Genomic DNA, 25770 nt, shown 5'->3' with positions numbered 1-25770 from the left:
TTTTTAGTGTTGTTCTACTGGCTCGTTTGGAATTGCAGCTGAAATTGCTAGTACTAACACAGCAAGAACAACTGAGAAAATAGACGCTTGGTTAAAGTCGTATGTACCGCCAGTCATAGAGCCGATTACATAGCTCATCATATGTACAAGTAAGAACGACCAAATTAATGCCCAAATGAAACGCATATTTTACACCTCTATTCGTTCAATCTGTCCTTATTGTAACACAATTGAAAAAAGAATATAGAAAAATATTTGTAGATTTTTCAACGCAAATTTGCATTCCGTTCATACATTATAAAAGAGTGGTTTTATATGTTTAGAAAATAAGGCGGGGGAAAAATGAGTATTACGGAACGTTTTTTTTACTTAGAAAAAGAACCATGTGTCATTTATTTACCGGAGAAGCCAAATGGATTTTCTGTTATGCTCCTCGGTGATTATAACTACTTTATTGAGAATGGTACAAGTTTATGGACACAGCATGCGGGTAGATCTTATTTTTTACATGGCCTTATTGAGCAAGGCTACACAGTCTTTTCTTCTAATTTATACGGAAGACATTGGGGAAACGACCAATCTGTTCGTCTAGCGAAACGTTTATATGACGTTGTGTTGAGAAAAGAGACATTGAATGCGAAAATGCACATTATGGCAGATGGTATGGGAGCACTTGTAGCACTCGAAATGATGAACAAATACCCTGAGTGTATACGCTCTGTCATTATGTTAAATCCGTGTTTAGATTTACCAGAATATGTGGAGTTTGAGAAAGAGCATAAGTTTTTTTACAAGAGACTCGTGAAGGAATTAAGTTTGGCGTATGATGCCAAAGAAGAAGAATTAGAATCAAAAATAAATAAGAAATCATTTACGCTTCTTCCATCTTGTGTACCTGTTAAAATTTTCGTATCAACACAAGAAAAAAGAGGAAGAAAACAGCAGTTGCGTAGATATGAGAAAATGAGGCAACTAAATCAATGTGATACTTCTGTCTTGTTCCATCTGCAAGATGTGAAATATAAAATGGTTAGGCAAACGACCGATTTCTTTAAAAAATATGAAGAAGAATTATGAAGCTCCCATATACATAAATGAGGAGCTATTTGTTTCAGAGGGAAAGGGTTGGTGGTATGGAACGCGTGCTAATTGTAGGTGCACTTACGTTTGTAGGTTATCACCTTGTAAATAAAATGATTGAAGAAGAAGTGGAAGTGTATGGTCTTGATTTTGATGAATTCGATAGTATGACGAAAATTAATGAAGAGAAGTTATTATTAATTGGGCGAAATGAATTATTTACGTATTATTCGATAAGAGATGAAGATGGATGGAGATCGGTTGAGGAAGAGAGATTCGATACTGTTTACTTTTGCTTATATGAGCCAAATCAGCAAAGTGGATTTCGGAATGAAAGAGTCATATTACAATATTTAAAGCGAATTATAAGAATGTGTGAAGAACAAAAAGTGAAGTTAAACTTAATTTCTTCTATTGAAGTAGGCAGTACAGATGAATCCGAAAATAAGCGACTATTTTTGAAAGTAGAAGAAGGATTGAAAAAAGGGAATTTACAATATAGTGTATTTCGAGTTCCAACATTATATGGACCGTGGCAACCGTCCTTTATGATGTTTCATCAGCTTATTTTATCAGAATTAGGTGAAAAAGAGTGCCGTTGTACGATTGAGGAAAAGGGGAATGATTTACTTTACGTTGAAGATGTATGTGAATACTTATGGGAAAATGGAACGAACGGGGCGCATCTTGGTATATACAATTTACTTAGTGGTAAACAGTCATTATGGGAAAAAGGTATGAATCTTTTACGCGCGGATGATAAAGTAAATAAAAATAATAACGAAGTAAGAGATGAGGCTATCGAGGTAATTTCAATAAAAAGAAATACTCCGTTAGAATACGGTTTAAATAAGCAACTGGCACACATGAAAAAATATAAAGAGTTATACGAAGGGTAGTACGCGTGTTACACTATTGTATGTGAAAGTTTTAATGGAGAGGAAGAGCATAATATGAACGAAAAAAGCATGCAGTTTTTACAAATCGCAATGAAGCATTTACCGGAAGCAAAGGCAATTTTAGATGATAATGGAATTGCACTTGATATGGAGAAGGCACAGCCGGTGTTAGAGTTGTTAATGAAAGTTATGAACGAGGCCTATGAGCTCGGGAAAGCAGATAAAGAATAAAAAGAATAAAAAGCATCTTTTTAAGATGGAAGAGAGGCCCGAACCGTGGATAGAAGCGGTCAGGGCCTTTTTTATTCTCGCCTGGGGGAAAACCAGAGATATGAAGAGGATAAAGGAAAAGTAGTGAGGAGAACTCTCTAGTTTAGAAGGAAAGCAGATAAAGAATAAAAAGCATCTTTTTAGATGAAAGAGAGGATCGAACTGTAAATAGAAGCGGTTTGAGTCTTTTTATATTTGAGAGGTATGTTTCTATTTCTTTTAATGAAAAATAACGTGAATAATGCGTTAGCTTTCTGTTTTATGCGAAATATATTCTAGACAAAAATACATTTATGTTTTAAAATTAGTACCAAGTCATAATAATTGATATAAAACGGAGGGCTGCGATGTGAACGTGGGCATTTTAGGGATCGGAAGATATGTGCCAGAAAAAGTAGTCACAAATCACGATTTAGAGAAAATAATGGAAACATCCGATGAATGGATTCGTACGAGAACGGGAATTGCAGAAAGACGCATTGCCGATGATACAATAGATACTTCATATATGGCCGTAGAGGCTTCTAAAAAAGCACTTGAAGATGCAGGAATTAGCGGAGAGGATATCGATCTTATTTTAGTAGCAACAGTAACACCAGATCGTGCTTTTCCAGCAGTTGCTTGTGTAATTCAAGAAGCAATAGGAGCGAAACATGCAGCCGCAATGGATTTAAGTGCAGCATGTGCTGGTTTTATGTACGGAATGATTACAGCGCAGCAATTTATTCAAACAGGAACGTATAAAAATGTATTAGTAGTTGGTAGTGATAAACTATCTAAAATTGTAGACTGGAACGATCGAAATACAGCAGTACTATTTGGAGACGGAGCCGGTGCTGTCGTAATGGGAGCTGTTTCAGAAGGTAAAGGCGTTCTATCTTTTGAATTAGGAGCAGACGGAAGTGGCGGCAAGCACCTTTATCAAGACGAGTATGTTATGATGAATGGCAGAGAAGTGTTTAAATTTGCCGTTCGTCAACTTGGTGATTCTTGTCTTCGCGTTTTAGATAAAGCTGGTCTTACGAAAGAAGATGTGGATTTCTTAGTACCGCATCAAGCAAACATTCGTATTATGGAATCTGCAAGAGAGAGGTTAAATTTACCACAAGAAAAAATGAGTATGACGATTGAGAAGTTCGGTAATACATCAGCTTCTTCAATTCCGATTGCAATGGTAGAGGAATTGCAAAACGGACGTATTCAAGACGGTGATTTAATTATACTTGTTGGTTTTGGCGGCGGATTAACATGGGGAGCAGTCGCTCTTCGTTGGGGTAAATAAGGACTGAGAGAAAAAAAGGAGTGTATTTTGTATGGAAAAAAAGAGGGTCGTAATTACAGGACTAGGAGCTGTTACACCGGTCGGAACAGATGTTGAAACAGCGTGGGAAAACATTAAAAAGGGTGTATCTGGAATCGGGCGACTTACAAGAATTGATCCAGAACTATTTCCAGCAAAAGTAGCAGCGGAAATTAACGACTTTGAAGTCGAGAAATATATTGATAAAAAAGAAGCGCGCCGTATGGATCGCTTTACACAATATGCAGTAGCAGCAGCGAAAATGGCAGTTGCAGATGCAAAGCTTGAAATTACAGAAGAAAACGGACCTCGAATTGGTGTATGGATTGGATCTGGTATTGGCGGTATGGAAACATACGAAGAACAATTTAAGATTTTTACTGAGAAAGGCCCACGCCGCGTGAGCCCATTCTTCGTGCCGATGATGATTCCAGATATGGCAGCAGGTCAAGTATCAATCGCAACAGGAGCAAAAGGAATTAACACTTGTTCTGTAACGGCTTGTGCATCTGGTGCAAACTCAATTGGTGATGCATTTAAAGCAATTCAGCGTGGTGATGCTGATGCAATGATTACAGGCGGAGCAGAAGCGCCGCTAACAAGTATGGCATTCGCAGGATTTAGCTCAGCGAAAGCATTAACATTTAATGAAGACCCAGCAACGGCTTGCCGTCCATTTGATAAAAACCGTAGCGGTTTCGTAATGGGTGAAGGTTCAGGTATTCTAATTCTTGAAGAATTAGAGCACGCATTAGCACGCGGTGCTCACATTTACGCGGAAATTGCTGGTTATGGTGCAACTGGAGATGCGTTCCATATTACAATGCCTGCTCCTGGTGGGGAAGGCGGAGTGCGTGCAATGCGTCAAGCTTTAGCTGATGCAGGCCTACAGCCAGAAGATATTGATTACATTAATGCGCACGGTACAAGTACTGATGCGAATGAAAAATATGAAACGATGGCAATTAAAGAAACTTTCGGCGAGCACGCGTATAAAGTAGCGATTAGCTCAACGAAATCAATGACAGGTCACTTATTAGGAGCAGCTGGTGCTGTTGAAGCGATTTTCTCTATTAAATCAATTACAGACGGAGTAATTCCTCCAACAATTAACTATGAGACACCAGATCCAGAATGTGACTTAGATTACGTACCAAATCAAGCGAGACACCAAGAAGTAAATGCAGTATTAAGTAACTCATTAGGATTTGGTGGTCATAACGCAGTGTTAGTATTTAAATCGTATAAATAATCGATGAAATAAGGAGTTTTTTCGCAATAGATTGCGAAAAAACTCCTTATTTATTTTTACGCCTTTTTCTCCTGTAGCATATACATAAGAAAAAGGAGGGATAAAGATGGGGATTGTTGAAACAGCTGAATGGCTACATTTATATTATGGACGGCCAGAAAAACTTTGTGAGAAATTTACGAAGTATATTCCGTTGCCAAAAGAAAGGTTGTATCGCTTTTTAATTTCAAAAGGGATGTATCGCCCGATCATGCGCGGAGAAAAGGAAATTAAAGAATTAGAGGAAAAGGAAATTTGGAAAGAATTGAGCCTGGAGTATGATAAACTGAAAAATTGGTTAAAAGGTCCAGATGTCCCTGTCTTTATTTTATTATCAGATTCCTATAATCGAACTGTACAAGAAGAGTATAACGGTAGGGCTGGATTATCTATGCGTCATGTTATTTTCTTATTCGTATGTGGGCGGAATTCGGTAGAAGAATTAAAAGTGTTATTGGCGCATGAATATCATCACATATGCAGGTTACATCAAATTGAGACGAAAGAAACAGAATATACATTACTTGATACGATGATTATGGAAGGGCTAGCGGAACAAGCAGTAACAGAAAGGTATACAGAAAAAAACAATGCACCGTGGACGGCGTATCTTTCACAAGAAGAGGCTGTTTATTATTGGAAAAATGTTGTACATGAAAGAATAAGTATAAAACGAGGAACAAGGGAACATGACATCTTATTAAATGGCTTTCACTCTTATCCGAAGATGCTTGGCTATGCGCTTGGATTTCATATTGTCAAAGATTGTGTAACTTTGGAAGGAGAAGATACACTTTCTTTATTATCTATAGATGCAAAAGAAATATTGAATAAAGCAAATACATTTCATATATAAAAAAACAGGAATTCTATTTCCTGTTTTTTTAGTATTAATAGAAGAAAAAATAATAATTAGAATATATTTCCTCAAGTGGAATAAAGTTAAGCAAAAATGAACATAATGATTGGTACAAACAGTAGTGAAGTGAGGGGTAGTGAATGTTATATCTACATGATGTATGGGTAAATTGGTTTGAAGGTGAAGAAAATGGGTATAACGTTTGTCATTTTTACGAATGGCGGAAAGATGATACGATTGAGCTATTAGATCAAGTGCCATTATTAAAAGTAGATGCCACATTATATCATTACATCGAGAACGAATTGTTAGAGCTTCCGCAAAAAATGCTGGAAGACGTACATCATAAGGCTTATATTCGTAAAAATCATGAACGTTTGCAGCAAGAGTATTGCTTTGTTGTTACAGATGGAAAAGGAATTATTGCGATTGACACAATTGGTTATAATGTACCAATTCGCAAAAGTAGACTTATACCACGCCAAGAGCAGATGGTATATGAGATGGTAGAAAACGTACAAGCAGAAAAGTATGAGTTCCAAGTAGAAGAAACAGAAAAAGAACATCATATTTTATCACCATCGCCTTTCATTATGAATGGCTTGACTCGTAAAGAAAGACAGCTAAAACAATTATTATTTATGGCGTTAGATCAATTACATACAACGAAAAACACAGCAGAAATTCGCTATTGGTTCACAGAGTGGGATCCATCAGCATATGGAATGGTTCAACATATGGAATTTGAAGATATTTGGGCTAAGCTGTATGATGAAGCGAAAGCTGGCTGGTCTGATAAGCACGAACAATTATGCGAGCGTCTCGTAAAAGGACAGCCATTTTTTGAAAAGTTATGGGAAATGGAAAATGAGCAAAAGGTAAATTAAAAAACCGCCAATTGGCGGTTTTTTAATTTTGTAGAAATCTAGTTCCAGCGGCAAGAATGTTCGGTGGCTTCGCGCCTTCCTGCGAGGCAAAAAGCGCCTCTACGTCAGGAGCTCCATCCCCCTCACATTCTAAACGAGCCGCCTCCGCTTTTTGTAGAAATCCAGCTCTGGCTCCTAACCCTTCGCGTCTAAGAACCTTCCCCACAAGAAGGTAAAAAGCACCTTCTGTGGGAAAGAACCTTAGCCGTCAGGGCTAAGCAGTCGCCTCCGCTTTTTGTAGAAATCCAGCTCCGGCAGCGAGCTCTTCGTGTCTAAGAACCTTCCGCATAAGAAGACAAAAAGCGTCTTCTATGCGAAAGAACCTTATCCAGTCAGAGCTGAACGAGCTGCCTCCGCTTTATATGTTACCTACGTTTTCTGCTTAGTCCCATTGCGTTTTCTACTTTGCGTAGTTGTTTGAATGCAACGCGGTTTGCTTTTTCTGCACCTTTGTCTAGGATTTCGTCTAGTTCTGGTGAGTTGATTAGTTCGTTATATTTGTCTTGGATTGGACGAATAGCTTCTACGACTACTTGCGCTAGGTCGCCTTTGAAGTCGCCGTATCCTTTTCCTTCGTACATTGCTTCGATTTCTTCAACTGTTTTTCCAGAGAATGAAGAGTAGATTGTTAATAAATTAGAGATACCAGGTTTGTTTTCCTTATCAAATTTCACAATACCTTCAGAGTCAGTTACAGCACTCTTAATTTTCTTTTCAATTGTTTTTGGCTCATCAAGCATACTAATCATTGATTTTGGATTCGGATCAGATTTACTCATTTTTTTCGTAGGCTCTGTTAATGACATAACGCGAGCTCCTACTTTTGGAATGCGAATTTCAGGCATTGTGAAGATTTCGCGGTAACGTTTGTTGAAACGCTCTGCTAAGTCACGTGTTAATTCGATATGTTGCTTTTGGTCATCACCAACCGGCACGATTTCAGTGTTGTAAAGTAAAATATCAGCAGCCATTAATGGTGGATACGTAAGTAATCCAGCTGGAACTGAATCTCTACCAGAAGCTTTATCTTTATATTGCGTCATACGTTCTAATTCTCCAACGTAAGCAACAGATTGCATGATCCATCCTAGTTGAGCGTGTGCTGGTACTTCTGATTGTACAAATAAAGTAGCTTTTTCAGGATCGATGCCGCATGCTACATAAAGTGCAGCAAGACTGCGGATGTTTTTACGAAGCCCGACGGGATCTTGAGGTACTGTAATCGCATGTTGGTTTACAATACAGAAATAACAGTCGTGTTCATTTTGAAGCTCTGTAAACTGCTTCATTGCTCCTAAATAGTTTCCAAGTGTAATCGTTCCACTTGGTTGAATACCAGAAAAGATAACTGACATAAGTAATTCCTCCTAAAATAGAATGCGTGATGTGGGGAAGAGAAGGCAAACAAAAAAGCCCATTCATCCCAAAAACTATAGGGACGAATGGACCGTGGTACCACCCTAATTATTTCACTACTGTGAAATCTCTCTAATCCATAATAACGTTTGGATATAACGCCAAAGCCTACTACTTTCGGTTTGGTGCTCAAAAGCCCATTCCATACTGTACAATTACTTGTTCACACCAACCACAAGCTCTCTGAAATTGCCTCAATATGTACTCTTCTTTATCATCGCATACATATAAATTTATTTATTGTTACTTGAGCTCTTTTAATATGAAAGAACTAAAGTTTTATAACAAAATGTTTTGCTGATTATTATATCATATGGGATAGTGTTTGCAAACTACATCAAAATAGTAAAGCTAATGAGGGTCGAGAACAACCCAAGGAAGATACCTGTAATACAAATTGGATATGTCCATTTGAATGAATATGTTTTATAAATACGTTCTTTCTTATCTGTAGGTTCCTCGACTTCTTCAATTAAAGAGTCAATCTTTTTGTTCGTACCAAATACTCTTTGGAATGCGTAAATGGTTACATTGAAAAAACCATTTTGAAATATGTATAAAAAACCGCCGATAAGAATAAAAAACAGTGCAATATAAAACAAAATGTTGACAAAGTTCAACAAAAATTGAGATGAAATGAGGAATGCACCAATACTAGAAGCAATCATCGCTATAAAAATTAGTATACAAGTATGAAAAAAAACTTTATTCAAAATATTCCCCTCCGTCAAAATATTACTAGAATTATTATACTATAAAAGCTATAATAAGTACTAGGATTAATTTTTTGAAAATTATACGCAATTAAAGGTCTGATTTTAAGATGATGGTAGCAATGTTAATGTATCCCTTTACGAAAAATTTAAAATATAAATATTTTATTAAAAATTTTAACAAAAAAACAAAAAACTATATTCACAATTGTTATATTATATGTATAATGAAAATTGTAGAAACTTGGAGATTATTCTTTCAATTCTACTTTTTAACAAGTGAGGGTACAGGAAGTGCAATTAGGGGAGGCAACACAACATGAAGAAAAAGATACCGTTATTACTTGCATCAACTTTAACTGCAAGTATGTTGCTTAGCGCGTGTAGCTACCAAAAAGATGACGCAAAAGCAAAAGGGAAAGAGAACGCTACGAGTAGTAGTAACGGAAAACAGATTCTTAATTTAACAGAGTTATCTGAAATTCCGTCAATGGATGCATCATTGGCATCTGATTCTTCATCTTCTACAGCATTAAATAATACGATGGAAGGTTTATATCGTATTGGCAAAGATCAAAAGAGAATGCCTGGAGTTGCAGAAGATGTCGAAAAGCTAGATGATGGGAAGAAATACATATTTAAATTAAGAAAAGATGCGAAATGGTCGAATGGGGAACCTGTAACAGCTAAAGATTTTGTGTATTCATGGAAAAGAGCAGTAAATCCAGATACAAAAGCAACGTATTCGTACATTATGTTCGATATTAAAAATGCAGAGAAAATTCATAAAAAAGAATTACCTGCTGACCAATTAGGTGTAAAAGCGATTGATGATTATACATTAGAAGTAGAATTAGACAATCCCGTTCCTTACTTTATCGATTTAACAGTTTATCCAGTATTTTACCCACTAAATGAAAACTTTGTAAAAGCACAAGGGGATAAATTTGGTTTAGAGGCAAATACAACATTATATAACGGTCCATTCGTTATGAGTGATTGGAAACATGAACAAAGTTTCCAATTCAAGAAGAATCCTTCATATTGGGATAATAAAACGGTTAAAATCGAAGAAATCAACTTTAATATTGTAAAAAATACAGCAACTGATGTAAATTTATATGAGACAAACGCGATTGATCGAGCGGCTTTAACGTCTGAATTTGTTGATAAGTTTAGAAAAAGCCCAGAGTTCCAAACAAGAAAAGAAGCAGGGGTTGCTTACTTAAGATTTAATCAAAGTAATCAGTACTTAAGTAATAAAAACTTAAGAAAAGCAATTTCAATGTCCTTTGACCGTGATAACATTGCAAAAGTTATTTTAAATAACGGTGCAATTGGAGCTTACGGATTTGTTGGAAAAGATTTCGCTGAAGGTCCGAATAAAAAAGATTTCCGAGCTGAAAATGGAAAGCTAGTTGAAACAAATCCAAAAGAAGCGAAAAAGCTTTGGGAAACAGCGAAGAAAGAGCTTGGAACTGATAAAATCGAACTAGAATTCTTAAACTTTGATAATGAAGATGCTAAAAAAGTTGGGGAATTCTTAAAAGGTGAGATGGAAAAGAACTTACCAGGTTTATCAATTAAAATTAAACAGCAACCATTCGCACAAAAAAATAAATTAGAAGATTCTCAGCAATATGATATTGCGTTTGGTATTTGGGGACCAGATTTCCCAGATCCAATCTCATATTTAGATATGTTTGTTACGAATGGTTCTCAAAATAAAACAGGGTATTCTAATCAGAAATATGATGAGTTAATCCTAAAAGCTAAAACAGATACAAAAGATTTACAAGCTCGCTGGGACAACCTTCTAGAAGTAGAGAAGATGTTAATTAAAGAGGATGCAGTTATCACTCCAATCTTCCAAAAAGGTTCAGCGTATGTAGTAAAAGGTGCCGTAAAAGATATTATCCCAATTAACTATGGTGGTAAATTAACTTACAAATGGGCATCTGTTGAACAAAAATAATCTTTTTTTCCATCGTTTACAAGGGTATATGCCTATGATGGGCATATGCTCTTATTTTAAAAAAATAAAAGTAAGAATATTTTAAACTATCTTATTGCTTTTGAGAAAAACGGGGAGGTGCTTGATATGGGACGTTATGTATTAAAACGTTTCGTGTACATGGCTTTGACATTATTTTTAATTACTACACTGACTTTCTTTTTGATGAAATTACTTCCGGGTTCTCCGCTTAAAAACCAGGAGAAGCTATCACCGGCACAAAAAGAAATCATTCTTGAAAAATACGGATTGAATGATCCGGTACCAGTTCAATACGCACGTTACTTAGGTAACCTAGCAAAAGGTGATTTAGGGGTATCATTCCAATATGATAACCGCCCAGTAACAGACATGATTGTGGATCGTATTGGACCATCAGCCCAATTAGGTTTACAAGCGATTATATTAGGAACATTTATCGGTTTAATTTTAGGTATTGTTGCCGCACTTCGTAATAATACGTGGGTAGATTATAGTGCAACAGTTATTTCGGTACTCGGAATGTCGGTACCATCATTCGTATTCGCCGCATTACTGCAATATTTCGTAGGGGTAAAACTTGGCTGGTTCCCAGTAGCATTCTGGAAAGGACCAGAGTTTACTGTAATGCCTACAATTGCATTATCGATGGGAGTTATCGCAACAATCGCACGTTTCTCTCGTGCAGAATTAATTGAAGTTATGCAAGCCGATTACATTTTAACAGCGAAAGCGAAAGGAATTAGCCAAGGCGTTATTATTGTCAAACATGCACTTCGTAATGCGTTAATTCCAGTTGTAACAATTTTAGGACCAATGGTGGCGGCATTAATTACAGGAACACTTGTTATCGAGCAAATTTATGCTGTACCAGGACTTGGGGAACAATTCGTTAAATCGATTACTTTAAATGACTATACAGTTATTATGGGAACTACGATTTTCTATAGTGCAATCTTCATTTTAGTTATTTTCATTGTCGATATTTTATACGGAATTATTGATCCTCGTATTCGTTTAGCGGGAGGGAAAAAATGATGAAAGATGTACAAAAATTATCTCCAGATTTATTTCAACAAGCCAATCAAAATAATGTTGATAATGAAGTCATTGCCCGTCCAAGCCTAACGTTTTGGCAAGATGTAAGAAGACGTTTATTCCAACATAAAGGTGCGATGCTTGGCCTTGTATTATTAGTTATCATTGCACTATTAGCGATTTTTGGACCGATGGTAAGTAAACACTCGTATAAAGAGCAAGATTTAGGTCGAGCGAAATTACCACCAAAAATTCCAGTTATTGAAAATGTTCATTGGTTACCATTTGACGGTACAGATCAATATGGTGTTGACCAATATGAAAAACGTGATATTAAAGAGTACTTCTGGTTTGGTACAGATGATCTTGGCCGTGACTTATGGACAAGAACATGGGAAGGTACACGCGTATCATTATATATCGCTCTTTTAGCAGCAGCAATTGACTTAGTAATTGGGGTTGCATACGGAGGTATTTCAGCATTCTACGGCGGTAGAGTAGATAACATTATGCAACGTATTATGGAGATTATTAACGGTATTCCATACTTAATCATCGTTATTTTAATGGTAATCATTATGGGATCTGGTATTTGGTCAATTACACTCGCGATGGCGATTACAGGTTGGATAGGGATGTCGCGTATTGTTCGTGGACAAATCTTAAAGTTAAAAAACCAAGAATATGTATTAGCATCTCGTACATTAGGTGCAACAAATACACAATTAATTGTGAAACATTTAATTCCAAACGTAATGGGACCTATTATCGTAATGACAATGTTTACAATTCCATCAGCGGTGTTTGGTGAAGCGTTCTTAAGTTTCATCGGTTTAGGAATTCAGCCGCCATTTGCGTCACTAGGTTCTCTTGTAAATGATGGTTATAAATCTATTCAAACGTATCCGCATATGATGTTCATCCCTGCGGTTGTCATCAGTATATTAATTTTAGCGTTTAACTTAATGGCAGACGGATTACGCGACGCGTTAGATCCAAAAATGCGTAAGTAAAAGAGGGGAGAGGCAAAGATGAAAACATTGTTAGAGGTAAAAGATTTACAAGTCTCCTTTGATACACATGCAGGTGAAGTACAAGCTGTACGCGGCGTTACTTTTGATTTGAAAAAAGGAGAAACATTGGCGATTGTAGGAGAATCTGGTTCAGGGAAATCAGTTACTTCTAAAGCGTTAATGGGATTAATTCCGAATCCTCCTGGACGCATTAAAAATGGTGAAATCGTATTTGAAGGTCGTGACTTAACGAAATTAACAGAAAAAGAAATGCAGCAAGTACGCGGTAAAGATATCGCGATGATTTTCCAAGATCCAATGACATCATTAAACCCAACGATGACAATTGGAAATCAAATTATGGAAGGTCTAATTAAACACCAAGGGATGAGTAAAGCAGATGCACGTAAAGTTGCTTTAGAATTAATTGACCTTGTAGGTATTCCAAATCCAGAAGCTCGTTTAAAACAATATCCTCACCAATTCTCAGGTGGTATGAGACAGCGTGTAGTTATTGCGATGGCGTTAGCTTGTAACCCGAAATTATTAATTGCCGATGAGCCGACAACAGCGCTAGACGTTACGATTCAGGCGCAAATTTTAGAACTTATGAAAGACATTCAGCAAAAAACAGAAGCAGCAATCATTTTCATTACGCATGACTTAGGTGTAGTAGCAAACGTTGCGGACCGAGTGGCAGTTATGTACGCTGGTAAAGTTGTTGAAATTGGAACTGTAGATGAAATTTTCTACAATCCGAAACATCCATATACTTGGGGTTTAATCGCATCTATGCCAAGTTTAGATGGTTCAGAAGAAGAGTTATATGCAATCCCTGGAACGCCTCCAGATTTATTGAAGCCACCAAAGGGAGATGCTTTTGCACCACGTAACCCACAGGCACTGAAAATTGATTTTGAAATGGACCCACCTTTATTTAAAGTAAGTGATACGCACTATGCGGCAACTTGGTTACTTCACGAGCAAGCTCCAGAAGTAAAACCGCCAGCAGTCGTTGAAAAACGCATTCTTCAAATGAAAGCAGGTGAACAACATGACTAAACAACGTGAGAAATTAATTGAAGTAAAAAATGTAAAGCAGCACTTCGACGTGAGTGGTGGTGTTGTCAAAGCGGTTAATGATATTTCATTTGATATTTACCGCGGAGAAACATTTGGTCTTGTAGGAGAATCAGGTTGTGGTAAATCGACAACTGGAAGAACGATTATTCGTTTATATGATGCAACTGCTGGTGAAGTATTGTTCGATGGTGAAAACGTACATGGTAAGAAATCACGCGCAGAACTGAAGAAATTCAACCGTAAAATGCAAATGATTTTCCAAGATCCATACGCATCATTAAATCCTCGTATGACAGTAGGGGATATTATCGCAGAAGGTATTGATATTCACGGATTAGCGAAAAGTAAAAAAGAGCGCATGGACCGTGTTCATGAACTATTAAACACAGTTGGTTTAAATAAAGAGCACGCAAACCGTTTCCCACACGAATTCTCAGGTGGACAACGTCAGCGTATCGGTATCGCTCGAGCGCTTGCTGTAGACCCAGAATTTATCATTGCCGATGAGCCGATCTCAGCACTTGACGTATCGATTCAGGCGCAAGTTGTAAACTTACTGAAAAAGTTACAAAAAGAAAAAGGTTTAACATACTTATTCATCGCCCATGATTTATCAATGGTAAAATACATTAGTGATCGTATTGGTGTAATGTACCGTGGCCAAATCGTTGAGTTAACAACAAGTGATGAATTATATGCGAATCCAATTCATCCATATACGAAATCACTATTATCAGCGATTCCACTTCCAGATCCAGATTATGAGCGCAATCGTAAACGTATCGTATATGATCCATCACAGCATAATTATGGTAGTGAAGCACCAACAATGCGTGAAATTCGCCCGGGACATTTCGTACTATGTTCGGAAGCGGAGTACAAGAAATATAAAGAGATTTATCAATAAGAAAAAGAGCCATTCTTCTGTTATGGATGAAGTGACCCCTAAAAGTTAGACACGGTTATTTCATTAGGCAGCTTGATAAAAGTGAGTCCGGTATTGTACCGGGCTCATTTTTAATTTTGCCTTAATCCGTTTCGTATTATAATAATCTATATATTTTTCTAATTCTATTTTAAAGTGCTCTACATTTTCAAATTCTTTTATGTAGAGGAACTCCGACTTCATAATCCCAAAGAAATTTTCTATTACTGCGTTGTCGTAACAGTTGCCTTTTCGAGACATACTCTGGACGATAGCTCTTGATTCAAGTGTCCGGACGTACTGTCTCATTTGATAATGCCATCCTTGATCCGAATGCATCAGTAGCTGGTGGGTTTCAGGTAAACGTTCCAATGCTTTCTCTAACATGTCTGAAACAAGCGAATACGTCGGTCTAGAACCAATTGTATAGGTAATAATTTCACCATTATACAAATCTAATACAGGTGATACATACAGTTTTTCTCCAAACAATTTAAACTCTGTGATGTCTGTTACCCACTTTTGATTCGGTGCATCTGTATGAAATTTACGCTCTAAAATATTAGGTGCAATTCTACCGACTTTTCCTTTATAGGATTTATATTTCTTCATACGCACAACACACTTTAACCCAAGCTCTTTCATAATGCGCTGAACCTTCTTGTGGTTCACTTTCTGGCCACGATTCGTTAATTCATCACGAATGCGACGATAACCATAACGACCTTCATTTTCCTCATAAATCGCTTTAATCTCAGCTTTCAAATCGGCATCTACATCTGGACGATTCATTTTCTTTACTAAATCATAATACGTGCTTCGAGGAATAGTAGCTAGCTCCACGAGTGCCTTCACCGAATATTTATGCCTTAATTCATAGACTACTTGCGCTTTGTCTTGTTTTGTGATTTTTCCTTGTTTTGAACTAAGGCATTTAACTTTTTTAAGTACTCATTTTCCATCTCAAGCTGTTTAATGCGTGCTTCAAGTGCTTCGACTGATCCTTCAGCTAAAGGTTGTTTTACTTGTTTATTTGAATCTTTTTTCATGGATGGACGCCCCTTTTTCTTAGATTGAAGGGCATCAATTCCTTGTGTTTCGAGCTGTTTTTTCCAAACAGAAATCGTTGAAGGGGCAGGAATATTAAAGATAGCTGCCGTCTCAAATAAGGACATACCGTTTTCAATCATAAAGTTTAGTACGTCTAGTTTAAATTGTTGTGTGTAATTTGTACATCGTTTTAGAAAAGCTTCCAGACCATTCTGTTTATATTGGTTTACCCAATTCAAAATGATTGTGTCACTTATACCGAGCGATCTACCCATTTCTCGATAACTTTCATTTCCGTTCAAATAACGTAGAACGATTTGTATTTTTTCATCAGCTGTAAATTTAGCCATAGAAAAACTGCACCCCCAATTGTTAGACTGTGTCTAACAATTGGGGTGCAGTTCAGGAAGGATGGCTCTTTTTCTACTATATAAAAGAATTGTATACATTTGTCGGTCAGTCGATGTATTTAAAGAATCGCCGATATAAATCTCATGTATCATTAGTGATATCCATATGCAAAATTACTGAACTTGAACAGAAACATTCTCCTCTTGTTCTTCAGGTTTAACAAGTGCATAACGCTCCCATGCTCTACTTTTCCAGCGGAAGAACATAATAATGGCACGTGTCCATTCGTCGATGGCGATTGCTAGCCAAATACCAACGAGCCCCATATCTAAATGAAAGGCGAAAAAGTAACCTAGTGGTAAACTCATTAACACCATAGAGAATGCACCGATTAAAACAGGATATTTTGCATCACCAGCTGCACGAAGCGAATTAATGATGACGATATTCATCGTACGTCCCGTTTCAAGTAGTACACTTAGTAAAAGAACACTTGCGCCTAACCCGATAATGTACGGATTATCTGTAAACAGTCCCATTAATTGTGTACGGAATGTAATAACGAGAGCGACCATACATAAAGTTACACCAATCGCCCATTTTACACTTTTCCACAAGCGTTCGTATGCTTCATCTTTTTCGCCACCACCAACGAGGCGGCCAATAATAATGGCTGTTCCCATACCAATTGCAATAGCGAATAAATAAGTGAACATAGAAATGTTCGTAGCGTATTGTCTAGCCGCTAACGATTCCGTTCCTAAATATGTTGCATAGTATAAGAAGACAATTTGACAAGCTTGATACATAACTTGCTCAAAAGCAGATGGAATCCCGATTTTTAAAATTTTCCCGATATATTCTTTTGATAAGGTGAAATAATATTGTAATTTTACACGATATTCCATAACGCGGTATAGTAACCAGAAGAAAACAATAAGCGCTATAAGTCGGCTGACAGCAGAAGAAATGGCAGCCCCTTGTACACCGAGCTCAGGGAAACCAAATTTCCCGAAAATGAGTACGTAGTTTCCAGCGATATGAATCATATTCATTCCGAGTGAAATAAACATCGCTTGCTTTGTGAAACCGTGTACACGGATAATTGCGGCTAATGAGTTAATAATAGCTTGTAGGAAGATGGCTCCTCCGACGATAGATAAGTAGTTTTGCGCATACGTTAGTACATCGCCTTGTAAGTTCATTGCGAGCATCATATGTTTCGAAAATAAAAGAAAACCAGCGCTTATAACGAGCCCAACTATTAAATTTAATGTGACGGCTAATGCTGATATTTTAGATGCTTCCATAAAGCGTTTGGAACCGAGGTATTGAGATACGACGATAGCTGCGCCGTTCCCGATGACTTCTAGTACCAAAATAGCGATATGGAGGTATTGATTCGCTGCACCAACCCCAGATACAGCATCGTCTGATAATGCACTTAACATGAAAGTATCAGCGATCCCCATTAACATAAAAAGAAAAACTTCTAGAAAAATAGGCCATGTTAATAAGAATAAACTTAATTTCTCAGTAGGCCCGTTTTTTGCCTGAATTGCTGCCATGTCCGTCCCCTCTTTACCGATATCTATTTTTAGCAAAATGTATCGTAACATACTTTCTTAACCTTTGCACTCATTTTAGCCTACATATTTTTATTATGAAGAGAGTGCTATTTTATGATGAAAACAAAAGGATAATTATACATAAAGTATTATGAGATATAAAATTCATTTTTCTCTGATAATTTAGAAAAGTATAAAAGATATTGTTTTTAACACTTTAGTAAGAATAATCAGCAATATGAAACGTTTACAAAGATTTATTTTTTTAACAGGAAATTTTAATGAAATAGAAATATAAATATACAAAAAATATATTTGTGTGTATAATATGAATTATTAGAACATATATATATTTCTTTCTGTTTGAAAATGAAAGGGCTAACATTTTTATGGAGGGTGGAAGTATGAAAAAAAAGATGCCAGTTTTTGTAGTATCAACAGTAGCAATGAGCATGATGTTAGGGGCATGTAGCTACCAAAAAGATGAACCGCAAGCGAACGCAAAAGGGGATAGCGGGAAAAGCGGTGCGAAGCAAGTTATTAACTTAATTGAAACGCAAGAAATTCCAACGATGGATCCAGCGTTATCAGCTGATGCAGTTTCTTCAAGAGTAATGGGTAATACGATGGAAGGCTTATACAGTTTAGGAAAAGATGATAAGCTAGTTCCTGGTGTAGCGAAGGAATTCCAAAAATCAGAAGATGGTAAAAAATATACATTTAAATTACGTGAAGACGCAAAATGGTCAAATGGTGATCCTGTGACGGCAAAAGATTTCGTATACGCATGGCAAAGAGCGATTAACCCAGATACAGCTGCGAAATCAGCGTACATTATGTATGATATAAAAAATGCAGAGAAAATTAATAAAAAAGAGATGAGTCCGGATCAATTAGGGGTAAAGGCGATTGATGATTATACATTAGAAGTGGAATTAGATAATTCAATTCCATACCTTGTAGATTTAATGGTATATCCAATCTTCTATCCTGTGAATGAAAAGTTTGTGAAAGAGCAAGGTACGAAGTTTGGTTTGGAAGCGAATACAACGCTTTATAACGGACCATTTACATTAAGTGATTGGCAACATGAACGTAGCTTTAAAATGACAAAGAGCGCGTCATATTGGGACAATAAAGAAGTGAAGATTGAAGAAGTAAACTTTAATATTGTAAAAGATACATCTACGCCAATTAACTTATATGAAACAAATGCAATTGATCGAGCGTCGTTATTAGCGGAGTTTATTGATAAATATAAAGGAAAACCAGATTTCCAAACAGTAGAAGATACATCTGTATTCTTCCTTCGTTTAAATCAAAAAGATCCAGCTTTAGCAAATAAAAATATTCGTAAAGCAATTTCACTTGCTTTTGACCGTAAGCCATTCGTGGATACATTATTAAATAACGGTTCTAAGCCAGCAACAGGATTAATTCCTGATAACTTCATTAAAGGACCAGATAAAAAAGATTTCCGTGCTGTAAACGGGGATATTGTAAAACCAAACGTGAAAGAAGCGAAGAAATATTGGGAAGCTGGTAAAAAAGAACTTGGTAAAAATGAAATCGAATTAGAATTATTAAATGAAGATGTAGAGTTATCAAAGAAAACTGGTGAATATTTAAAAGGTGAATTAGAAAAGAATTTACCAGGTTTAACAGTAAAAATTAAACAACAACCATTCGCACAAAAACTAAAATTAGAAGATGCGGGCGATTATGTCATGTCATTCTCTGGATGGAGTGCGGACTTCCCAGATCCAATTACATATCTTGATATGTTTGTAACAGATGGGTCACAAAATAAGATGAAGTACTCTAATCCAAAATACGATGAAATCATTATGAAGGCGAAAAAAGATGGAAGCGATGTAAATGCTCGTTGGAAGAACTTATTAGAAGCAGAAAAAATGTTACTTGATGATGCTGCGATCGTTCCAGTATATCAACGTGGTAGAGCATATTTACAAAGAGATTCAATTAAAAATATGTATAACCATAAATATGGCGGCGATTTAAGCTTTAAATGGGCGTCAGTAGAGAAATAAAAAAAAAGCAGGTGATCGCCTGCTTTTTTTTTAATACGTTCGTTTCTTATAAATGCCTTTTCCGCCAACTTGGTTCCAGCCAGATTGTACATCCAAACTTTTGTTAACAAACTTCATTTTTTCTTTTCCACCAAAGAGCTTTTCGCCGATGCTATTTGTAATGACACCAATCAATGCTGTTATTCCGATGATGAGGGCAGCAACCGTAATAAAATCAATAAAAAAAGCAATCATTTGAAAACTCCCCCTTTGCCTGTCTGTATGTTTATTGTATGAGATAAAAAATGAAAAAGAAAGAAATGTCAGAAAAATATTTAATTTACTTTAGAAATCGTGTAGACAGGAGGGAGGATATTTGTTAAAATAAGAACAAATGTTCCTTTTCATTCTCATTTGTATAGTCTTACATTTCTTAATTGATTTATCAAGAAAAAGTAAGAAAACGTTCTCTTTTTCATAGGGAAGATTATAGATAAATAACTATATATTATATGAAAAATCCATGAGAAGTGAGTAGTAAAAGGATTGAAAGTTATTGTTAAAGTACAGCTGAAGTGAGCGTAATCATGTTACATAGCAGTGAAATACACGGAAGAGTTTTCTCAACTAGCAGGAAATTTACTGTATATTTCTTGCAAAATCTATTGTATAATGATTATAGAAGTTACTTATTAAAAGTAATTGTTGTTTATTATAAGTTGTTGCTTACATGAAATGCGATTTTTGTACTTTTCAATAAGACAAGTTATCGCGAAAAATTGCTGAAGTTAGAAATTAAAACTGTATTTAGTACAGAATTTGTACTCTTTAAGGAGAGTGAGCTTTGTATGGTAACATTATATAGTTCTCCAAGCTGTACGTCTTGTAGAAAGGCGAAATTATGGCTAGAGGAAAATCATATTCCCTATACAGAACGTAATATTTTCTCAGATCCATTAACGATTGAGGAAATTAAAGAGATTTTACGTATGACAGAAAGCGGAACGGATGAGATTATTTCTACTCGTTCGAAAGTTTTCCAAGAATTGAATGTAAACTTAGAGTCTTTACCACTTCAAGATTTATATAAGATGATTCGTGACTATCCAGGGATTTTACGTCGTCCAATTATGATTGACGAGAAACGCCTTCAAGTTGGTTACAACGAAGACGAAATTCGTCGTTTCTTACCACGTACAGTAAGAACGTTCCAATTACGTGAAGCACAACGTCTTGTAAATTAATTATAATAATATGAAAACCTTCTACCTATTATATAGTAGAAGGTTTTTTTTAATGTTTCACATTGCGTAATCGAACTTGTTGTACGATAAAGCCGATGCATAAAATAGTGAAAATGAACAAATAAGGAATGCTTGTAGTGAAACTTGGATTGTTATGAAAAAAGGTTGCAAGTCTGTCTTCATGTGTAACCATTTTTCCTGCAGTATAGGCAAGAATCGCTGCACCGCAATAAATGAGGAATGGAAATCGTTCCATAAGTATTAAAATAAGTTTGCTGCCCCAAATAATAATCGGGATAGAAATGAGTAAGCCGATTATGACGAGTAAAAATCTCCCGTGAGCTGCACCTGCAATGGCAATAACATTATCAAACCCCATAACGAGATCCGCGAAAACAATTGTCCGCACAGCTTGAAATAAAGTTGTTTTTCCTTGAATAGAAGAAAGATCGTTGCTATTATCGGTTAATAAATTGACTGCAATTAATGTAAGTAAAACCCCGCCAATCAATTGTAGAAATGGAATGTCGAGTAAATAGACAGCTAGTATAGTAAGGATGATTCTTAGTACAATCGCTAAAAGAGTACCGATCAAAATAGCCTTATTTCGTTTCGATTCAGGTAAATTTCGGCTAGCTAGTGCGATGACGATTGCATTGTCACCACCTAATACAACATCGATACCGACAATCATTAGTACGGATGTTAAAAACTCTAAGTCCATTCGTCTGCCTCCATTTATGATGTTTTAATAAGCGAACTATATGTATGTGATGAAGAAAGTTGTTGTTAAATAATCTCTTCTAATAGAAGTTTCACTTTATTACAGTGTACGGGGGAATGTGGAAATGTATGTCCAAATTTTTTGTAAGTAAGAAATCGCTATAATAATATATTTATGTAGTTTATCGAGTAAAGATAGGCATATAACTATTTTTGTAAAATAAATCGATTTTATTTCCATTCTGGAGAATCTTATCATAAAATGAGAGTACAAGAATCTATTGATTTGTCATATGAGTGGGGAATCCCTTCATAACAATTCTAAGCAGGAAGGGAGAGTTGTATTTTGGATATTGAAAGAATTAATGATCATACGATGAAATTTTTTATTACGTACATTGATATAGAGGATAGAGGATTTAATCGTGAAGAAATTTGGTATGATCGCGAACGAAGTGAAGAGCTCTTTTGGGAGATGATGGACGAAGCTCGTGATCATGACGATTTCTTTATTGATGGACCGTTATGGATTCAAGTGCAAGCAGTCGATAAAGGGATTGAAGTACTTGTCACGAAAGCAGAGCTTTCAAAGGACGGACAAAAGCTGGAACTACCGATAGGGGTAGACAAAATTATAGATATTCCTCTAGATGAAGGCATCGAATCATTATTCCAACAAGAATTAGTCGAAGAGGTAGAAGAACAAACAGGAACAAACTTTAATGAAGATGGTACGTTTGGCTTTTTAATTAAATTTAATGATTTTGAAGATGTCATTTCATTAAGTCATCGTCTTATCTTTGAAGATATAAAAGATGAGCTGTATTCATTTGAGGACCGCTATTATGTATATGTGGAATTCGATGAAGTGCTACATGATGAAGAAGAAATCGATCGTATTTTAAGTATTATTTTAGAATATGGAGAAGAATCAACTTTAACAATTCATCGTGTAAGTGAGTATGGAAAACAAATTGTGAAAGAGCATGCGCTTGAAACGATTCGCAATAATTTTCCTGCTAAAACGTAGGCCGATTTCTGTAGTATGAAATCGGCTTTTTATATGAAGAATAGGAAAGCTTTCTTAGTTAGGAGGTAAGAGATGAAAAATACGTTAAAGCTGATTTTCTTTATACTGCTATTGTTCGCATTATTTGTTTCGTTACGTATGTTTATTGATGTAGCATTTTATTCAGATGTGATTGGGATAAAAGATGTTTCGATTTTAGGTATTATTAGTATTTTATTTACAGTATCTGCGTTTTTAATTGGTTGCGTTATTTTCTTAGAAAATCGACATCCATCTAAAACACTTACATGGTTAATTGTTTTAGGAATTTTTCCGGTATTTGGTTTCTTTGCTTATTTATTATTTGGACAAAATTTTCGAAGAAAAAGAATGTTCCAAAAGAAGGCGTTACTTGATGAACAGGCGTTTTTACAATATAAAGGGCATGAAGATTACGAAGAACGAATTTTACGCAATCATAAGCATCAAGAACTGTTATTTCGTTTAGCGGATCGATTAGGAGCTTTAAATATTTCATTTCAAACTGAAACGAGGACATTAACAAATGGAGATGAAACGTTTCGGGCTATTTTAAATGGGTTAAAACGAGCGAAACATCACATTCATATGGAATATTACATTGTGCGTGATGATAAATTAGGAACAGAAATTAAAGATATTTTAATACAAAAATCGAAAGAAGGCGTTGTTGTTCGCTTTTTATATGATGCGGTTGGAAGTTTTAAGTTATCGAAATCGTATATTGAAGAATTAAACGATGCAGGTGTAGAAATGATTCCATTCTTTCCTGTGCGCTTTCCGATTTTAAACGATAAGATTAATTATCGAAATCATAGGAAAATTGTTGTGATTGATGGGAACGAAGGGTTTGTAGGCGGATTAAATATCGGTGATGAGTATTTAGGGAAAAATAAATATTTTGGCTTTTGGCGAGATACGCATTTGTATTTACGTGGTGAAGCGGTTCAAAGTTTACAACTTATTTTCCTTCAAGACTGGTTTTATATGACTGGAGAGGCTGTGCTAGCCCCTGAATATTTACAAGCAAAAGCAGTTGAGGGTGATCATTGGGGAGGAGTGCAGCTAGTTGCAGGTGGCCCCGATAATAAGTGGGAAACGATTAAGCATTTATATTTCGCAATGATCGCTTCTGCTCGGAAATCTATTTGGATTGCAACGCCGTATTTTATTCCGGATGATGATATTTTATCCGCATTAAAGGTTGCTGCACTTGCTGGTATTGATGTTCGTTTATTAATGCCGAGTAAACCGGATAAGCGTACTGTCTTTTACGCATCGAGATCGTACTTCCCAGAGCTTTTAGATGCAGGAGTAAAGATATATGAATACGAAAAAGGTTTTCTTCATAGTAAAATTGTCATCGTTGATTCTGATTTAGCTTCAATTGGGACAGCTAATATGGATATGAGAAGTTTTCATTTGAATTTTGAAGTAAATGCCTTTTTATATGATACAGATAGCATTCGAAAACTTGTTCAAGACTTTAAAGATGATTTAGAAGAATCAAGTGAAATTCATGGTGATCATTTTCATAAAAGACGTCTTCATAGACGAATTGTTGAATCAACGTACCGATTATTATCACCTTTATTATAAAAAGAGATGTCCGAAATTGGGACATCTCTTTTTTAAAAGGAATTTGTAACAAATTGTAGAATATAAGGAGCTGAAAGGGTGTGATTACGATATTTATCGCTAAAAGAGAAAACGGTGAAAAAATTCATTTACTCTATAATTGTAATGAAGAGCTTTTGCGCCGTATGCGTCAACAAGAACGATTCTTTTGTGTAGCTTGCGGAAAGGAAGTGCAAATGAAATTAGGGAAACAAAAAAGTTGGCATTTTGCTCATAAAAAAGTGGATTCATGTCTTGCCTTTTATGAAGCGGAATCAAAGTATCATATGCATGGTAAAGAATTGTTATATAGATGGTTCAAACGTCAAAACTTTCAGGTGGATATAGAGTACTACCTCCCAGAAATTAAGCAACGACCAGATGTTTTTGTAGAGAGGGCGGGTAGAAAAATTGCAATTGAATACCAATGTGCAAACCTCGCTATAGAGCAGCTGTACAAAAGAACATATTCGTATTGGCAAGCTGGTATACAGGTCATTTGGATCGTTGGTGGAAATCAATTGAAAAAGCAATCTGCATATTGGATGAAATTTTCCTCACTTATGGCTTTCTCCTTACAATCTTATCCTCAGCCACTTCTTATTTTCTTCTGTCCGAAACAAAAATCATTTATGAAATGTGCATTTGTCACTCCCTTTTCTACAAATGTTTTTTTCTCACATACTATATATTTACCAACTGATGCGTCTACTTTTGAAATGCTTTTTTCTCCTGTTCCTTTCGGGAAAGAAAGATTGGGTGAAGAGTGGAAGAAGAGAAAGAAAAACTTTCGCCAAAATGCCTTACCGATTTGGAATTATAATTATAAGTCATTATTACGCCTCTTATATCAATTTAAATGTACCCCAGCGAGCTTTCCTTCTGAAATTGGTGTTCCACTCCCTTCTGCATTTGCTTTTCAAACAAACCCATTTATATGGCAAGCTTTTCTATATATGAAGTGTATAGGGGAGCTTGCAGTGGGAGAGTGTATTTCTCTTCAATACGTGTGTAGTTATGTAAAAAGGTATACGAAAAGGCGGATACTTCCGTACTTTTCGCAGCACATATGGAAAATGGCAGTTACTGAATATATGACATTTTTATGCTATATAGGTGTTTTACGTAAAGTGGGAACTTATACGTACCGAAAAATAAGGGATGCCGTGATGTTAAAAACAGAGGAGGAAATTATGAAACATGATGAGATTTGCTTAATACATGCGCTATCTTTATTTGAGGCAAATTTTAACATGAGAGGAGGAAAAGCGGATATAATAAAGAATGATTGTGAAGGAATTACATAAGAAAAAAACGAATTGTACTTAAGTAG

At 35.9% G+C, this 25770-nt stretch carries 25 protein-coding genes and 1 other annotated feature; of the genes, 17 read left to right on the top strand and 8 right to left on the bottom strand.

The genetic code is table 11. The features are described from left to right. Positions 1-3: 3 nt before the first annotated feature. Complete coding sequence (locus ACTFSL_RS03295) at positions 4-186, bottom strand: YjzD family protein (protein WP_001211116.1); 183 nt, start codon at positions 184-186, stop codon at positions 4-6. A gap of 156 nt (positions 187-342) precedes the next feature. On the opposite strand from ACTFSL_RS03295, the gene ACTFSL_RS03290 reads away from it, so the two are divergent. From ACTFSL_RS03290 to ACTFSL_RS03260, 7 genes are all read left to right on the top strand, one after another. Continuing rightward, positions 343-1077, top strand: coding sequence for a hydrolase (locus tag ACTFSL_RS03290; RefSeq protein WP_000028712.1), 735 nt, complete (start codon positions 343-345; stop codon positions 1075-1077). Between the two features lie 29 nt (positions 1078-1106). Continuing rightward, the gene (locus ACTFSL_RS03285) at positions 1107-1979 is read left to right on the top strand and encodes an NAD-dependent epimerase/dehydratase family protein (RefSeq protein WP_440041158.1); all 873 of its coding nucleotides are present in this window, start codon (positions 1107-1109) and stop codon (positions 1977-1979) included. Positions 1980-2033: 54 nt separating this feature from the next. Next, positions 2034-2210 (top strand): ComZ family protein, encoded by a 177-nt coding sequence (locus ACTFSL_RS03280; protein WP_001986215.1) that lies wholly within the window; start codon positions 2034-2036, stop codon positions 2208-2210. Positions 2211-2598: 388 nt separating this feature from the next. Next, complete coding sequence (fabH, locus tag ACTFSL_RS03275) at positions 2599-3531, top strand: beta-ketoacyl-ACP synthase III (protein ID WP_001100547.1); 933 nt, start codon at positions 2599-2601, stop codon at positions 3529-3531. 31 nt (positions 3532-3562) lie between these two features. Further along, complete coding sequence (fabF, locus tag ACTFSL_RS03270) at positions 3563-4801, top strand: beta-ketoacyl-ACP synthase II (RefSeq protein ID WP_000412656.1); 1239 nt, start codon at positions 3563-3565, stop codon at positions 4799-4801. 106 nt (positions 4802-4907) lie between these two features. Beyond that, positions 4908-5696: a DUF2268 domain-containing protein gene (locus tag ACTFSL_RS03265; protein ID WP_000513279.1), complete on the top strand. Its 789-nt coding sequence runs from the start codon at positions 4908-4910 to the stop codon at positions 5694-5696. 143 nt (positions 5697-5839) lie between these two features. Next, positions 5840-6586 carry a YjbA family protein gene (locus tag ACTFSL_RS03260; protein ID WP_050252206.1) on the top strand — a complete coding sequence of 249 codons (747 nt, stop codon included), beginning with the start codon at positions 5840-5842 and terminating at the stop codon, positions 6584-6586. 22 nt (positions 6587-6608) lie between these two features. On the opposite strand, the gene ACTFSL_RS03255 is transcribed toward ACTFSL_RS03260, so the two are convergent. From ACTFSL_RS03255 to ACTFSL_RS03245, 3 genes are all read right to left on the bottom strand, one after another. After that, a complete protein-coding gene (locus ACTFSL_RS03255; protein ID WP_440041157.1) occupies positions 6609-6791 on the bottom strand; it encodes a hypothetical protein in 183 nt (60 codons plus the stop codon). Between the two features lie 199 nt (positions 6792-6990). After that, positions 6991-7980 (bottom strand): tryptophan--tRNA ligase, encoded by a 990-nt coding sequence (gene trpS, locus ACTFSL_RS03250; RefSeq protein WP_000110982.1) that lies wholly within the window; start codon positions 7978-7980, stop codon positions 6991-6993. A gap of 76 nt (positions 7981-8056) precedes the next feature. Further along, positions 8057-8268: a binding site (T-box leader), on the bottom strand. Between the two features lie 105 nt (positions 8269-8373). Next, on the bottom strand, positions 8374-8754 hold the full coding sequence (locus ACTFSL_RS03245; RefSeq protein ID WP_001044997.1) for a DUF3899 domain-containing protein: 381 nt from the start codon (positions 8752-8754) through the stop codon (positions 8374-8376). Positions 8755-9073: 319 nt separating this feature from the next. On the opposite strand from ACTFSL_RS03245, the gene ACTFSL_RS03240 reads away from it, so the two are divergent. The 5 genes from ACTFSL_RS03240 (at position 9074) to ACTFSL_RS03220 (ending at position 14788) form a co-directional block, all read left to right on the top strand. Further along, on the top strand, positions 9074-10729 hold the full coding sequence (locus ACTFSL_RS03240) for a peptide ABC transporter substrate-binding protein (protein ID WP_000727217.1): 1656 nt from the start codon (positions 9074-9076) through the stop codon (positions 10727-10729). A 126-nt stretch (positions 10730-10855) separates the two neighbouring features. Continuing rightward, positions 10856-11785, top strand: coding sequence for an oligopeptide ABC transporter permease (opp3b, locus tag ACTFSL_RS03235; protein ID WP_000534167.1), 930 nt, complete (start codon positions 10856-10858; stop codon positions 11783-11785). Then, positions 11782-12798: an oligopeptide ABC transporter permease gene (gene opp3C, locus ACTFSL_RS03230; RefSeq protein WP_000974106.1), complete on the top strand. Its 1017-nt coding sequence runs from the start codon at positions 11782-11784 to the stop codon at positions 12796-12798. The genes opp3b and opp3C overlap by 4 nt, the downstream gene beginning before the upstream one ends. Before the next feature lie 18 nt (positions 12799-12816). Next, positions 12817-13860, top strand: a complete 1044-nt coding sequence (locus ACTFSL_RS03225; protein WP_000854346.1) for an ABC transporter ATP-binding protein — start codon at positions 12817-12819, stop codon at positions 13858-13860. Beyond that, complete coding sequence (locus ACTFSL_RS03220; protein WP_000166348.1) at positions 13853-14788, top strand: ABC transporter ATP-binding protein; 936 nt, start codon at positions 13853-13855, stop codon at positions 14786-14788. The genes ACTFSL_RS03225 and ACTFSL_RS03220 overlap by 8 nt, the downstream gene beginning before the upstream one ends. 63 nt (positions 14789-14851) lie before the next feature. On the opposite strand, the gene ACTFSL_RS03215 is transcribed toward ACTFSL_RS03220, so the two are convergent. Together ACTFSL_RS03215 and ACTFSL_RS03210 are read right to left on the bottom strand one after the other, a co-directional pair. Then, positions 14852-16206, bottom strand: a protein-coding gene (locus tag ACTFSL_RS03215) for an IS3 family transposase (RefSeq protein WP_440041156.1) whose coding sequence is annotated in 2 segments (ribosomal slippage) — positions 14852-15753 and positions 15753-16206 — 1356 coding nt in all. Because the reading frame shifts where the segments join, the coding sequence is not laid out codon by codon here. A 174-nt stretch (positions 16207-16380) separates the two neighbouring features. Beyond that, the gene (locus ACTFSL_RS03210; RefSeq protein WP_002164600.1) at positions 16381-17826 is read right to left on the bottom strand and encodes an MATE family efflux transporter; all 1446 of its coding nucleotides are present in this window, start codon (positions 17824-17826) and stop codon (positions 16381-16383) included. A 353-nt stretch (positions 17827-18179) separates the two neighbouring features. Between ACTFSL_RS03210 and ACTFSL_RS03205 the strand changes: the two genes are divergently transcribed. Beyond that, the gene (locus ACTFSL_RS03205) at positions 18180-19826 is read left to right on the top strand and encodes a peptide ABC transporter substrate-binding protein (protein WP_000728609.1); all 1647 of its coding nucleotides are present in this window, start codon (positions 18180-18182) and stop codon (positions 19824-19826) included. A 30-nt stretch (positions 19827-19856) separates the two neighbouring features. On the opposite strand, the gene ACTFSL_RS03200 is transcribed toward ACTFSL_RS03205, so the two are convergent. Beyond that, on the bottom strand, positions 19857-20060 hold the full coding sequence (locus ACTFSL_RS03200; RefSeq protein WP_000559971.1) for a hypothetical protein: 204 nt from the start codon (positions 20058-20060) through the stop codon (positions 19857-19859). A 593-nt stretch (positions 20061-20653) separates the two neighbouring features. Between ACTFSL_RS03200 and spx the strand changes: the two genes are divergently transcribed. Next, a complete protein-coding gene (spx, locus tag ACTFSL_RS03195; RefSeq protein WP_000258267.1) occupies positions 20654-21049 on the top strand; it encodes a transcriptional regulator Spx in 396 nt (131 codons plus the stop codon). Positions 21050-21098: 49 nt separating this feature from the next. Here the strand turns inward: spx and ACTFSL_RS03190 are convergent, their stop codons facing one another. Beyond that, positions 21099-21773, bottom strand: coding sequence for a TerC family protein (locus ACTFSL_RS03190; RefSeq protein ID WP_000362607.1), 675 nt, complete (start codon positions 21771-21773; stop codon positions 21099-21101). 345 nt (positions 21774-22118) lie between these two features. On the opposite strand from ACTFSL_RS03190, the gene mecA reads away from it, so the two are divergent. The 3 genes from mecA (at position 22119) to ACTFSL_RS03175 (ending at position 25744) form a co-directional block, all read left to right on the top strand. Further along, positions 22119-22802, top strand: coding sequence for an adaptor protein MecA (gene mecA, locus ACTFSL_RS03185; protein ID WP_000350713.1), 684 nt, complete (start codon positions 22119-22121; stop codon positions 22800-22802). A gap of 72 nt (positions 22803-22874) precedes the next feature. Then, positions 22875-24419 carry a cardiolipin synthase gene (locus ACTFSL_RS03180; RefSeq protein ID WP_000799194.1) on the top strand — a complete coding sequence of 515 codons (1545 nt, stop codon included), beginning with the start codon at positions 22875-22877 and terminating at the stop codon, positions 24417-24419. An 80-nt stretch (positions 24420-24499) separates the two neighbouring features. Further along, positions 24500-25744, top strand: coding sequence for a competence protein CoiA (locus ACTFSL_RS03175; protein WP_000628313.1), 1245 nt, complete (start codon positions 24500-24502; stop codon positions 25742-25744). The last annotated feature ends 26 nt before the right edge of the window (positions 25745-25770 follow it).

This window comes from Bacillus cereus group sp. MYBK108-1 (genome assembly GCF_051917185.1).
GTDB classification, from domain to species: Bacteria; Bacillota; Bacilli; order Bacillales; family Bacillaceae_G; genus Bacillus_A; species Bacillus_A cereus.
This window is presented reverse-complemented; position numbering and strand designations above follow the sequence as displayed.

Excerpts from the sequence above, each read along its gene's own strand:
- ACTFSL_RS03280 (WP_001986215.1), top strand. The coding sequence starts at position 2,034 with ATGAACGAAAAAAGCATGCAGTTTTTACAAATCGCAATGAAGCATTTA.
- ACTFSL_RS03180 (WP_000799194.1), top strand. The coding sequence starts at position 22,875 with ATGAAAAATACGTTAAAGCTGATTTTCTTTATACTGCTATTGTTCGCA.
- ACTFSL_RS03265 (WP_000513279.1), top strand. The coding sequence starts at position 4,908 with ATGGGGATTGTTGAAACAGCTGAATGGCTACATTTATATTATGGACGG.
- ACTFSL_RS03260 (WP_050252206.1), top strand. The coding sequence starts at position 5,840 with ATGTTATATCTACATGATGTATGGGTAAATTGGTTTGAAGGTGAAGAA.
- ACTFSL_RS03220 (WP_000166348.1), top strand. The coding sequence starts at position 13,853 with ATGACTAAACAACGTGAGAAATTAATTGAAGTAAAAAATGTAAAGCAG.
- trpS (WP_000110982.1), bottom strand. The coding sequence starts at position 7,980 with ATGTCAGTTATCTTTTCTGGTATTCAACCAAGTGGAACGATTACACTT.
- opp3C (WP_000974106.1), top strand. The coding sequence starts at position 11,782 with ATGATGAAAGATGTACAAAAATTATCTCCAGATTTATTTCAACAAGCC.
- ACTFSL_RS03190 (WP_000362607.1), bottom strand. The coding sequence starts at position 21,773 with ATGGACTTAGAGTTTTTAACATCCGTACTAATGATTGTCGGTATCGAT.
- ACTFSL_RS03290 (WP_000028712.1), top strand. The coding sequence starts at position 343 with ATGAGTATTACGGAACGTTTTTTTTACTTAGAAAAAGAACCATGTGTC.
- ACTFSL_RS03225 (WP_000854346.1), top strand. The coding sequence starts at position 12,817 with ATGAAAACATTGTTAGAGGTAAAAGATTTACAAGTCTCCTTTGATACA.
- ACTFSL_RS03240 (WP_000727217.1), top strand. The coding sequence starts at position 9,074 with ATGAAGAAAAAGATACCGTTATTACTTGCATCAACTTTAACTGCAAGT.
- opp3b (WP_000534167.1), top strand. The coding sequence starts at position 10,856 with ATGGGACGTTATGTATTAAAACGTTTCGTGTACATGGCTTTGACATTA.
- ACTFSL_RS03205 (WP_000728609.1), top strand. The coding sequence starts at position 18,180 with ATGAAAAAAAAGATGCCAGTTTTTGTAGTATCAACAGTAGCAATGAGC.
- ACTFSL_RS03210 (WP_002164600.1), bottom strand. The coding sequence starts at position 17,826 with ATGTTACGATACATTTTGCTAAAAATAGATATCGGTAAAGAGGGGACG.
- fabF (WP_000412656.1), top strand. The coding sequence starts at position 3,563 with ATGGAAAAAAAGAGGGTCGTAATTACAGGACTAGGAGCTGTTACACCG.
- spx (WP_000258267.1), top strand. The coding sequence starts at position 20,654 with ATGGTAACATTATATAGTTCTCCAAGCTGTACGTCTTGTAGAAAGGCG.
- ACTFSL_RS03200 (WP_000559971.1), bottom strand. The coding sequence starts at position 20,060 with ATGATTGCTTTTTTTATTGATTTTATTACGGTTGCTGCCCTCATCATC.
- ACTFSL_RS03295 (WP_001211116.1), bottom strand. The coding sequence starts at position 186 with ATGCGTTTCATTTGGGCATTAATTTGGTCGTTCTTACTTGTACATATG.